Here is a 368-nt window from a genome sequence, read left to right as displayed (position 1 = left end):
CTGCGCGCCACCACCCGCAAGGTGGGGGACCTCGCGTTTCTGGACGTTACCGGCCGGGTGGCCCGGACGCTACTGGACCTGTGTAAGGAGCCGGACGCCATCACCCACCCGGATGGCATGCAGATCAAGATCACCCGCCAGGAGATTGGCCGGATTGTGGGCTGCTCCCGGGAGATGGTCGGTCGGGTACTGAAGACTCTGGAAGATCAGGGATTGGTGGAAGTGCGCGGCAAAACCATGGTGGTTTACGGAACGCGGTAGCGGCCTGGGCAGACTGTGTGGGGATGTCGGATTACGCTTTCGCTAATCCGACCTACCAGGAAGCTCGATCAAATCCCACAGTATCCGTAGGTCGGGTTAGCGCGCAG

1 protein-coding gene is annotated in these 368 nt (G+C 61.7%); it reads left to right on the top strand.

Annotation, left to right across the window (positions count from 1 at the left end; genetic code table 11):
• Window positions 1–261, top strand: a 261-nt coding sequence (locus tag B3520_RS02485) for a helix-turn-helix domain-containing protein (protein WP_286875338.1), incomplete at its 5' end; no start/stop codon positions are given.
• Between the last annotated feature and the right edge of the window lie 107 nt (window positions 262–368).

This window comes from Marinimicrobium sp. UBA4509 (assembly GCF_002388575.1).
Classification (GTDB): Bacteria; Pseudomonadota; Gammaproteobacteria; order Pseudomonadales; family Cellvibrionaceae; genus Marinimicrobium; species Marinimicrobium koreense.
This window is presented reverse-complemented; position numbering and strand designations above follow the sequence as displayed.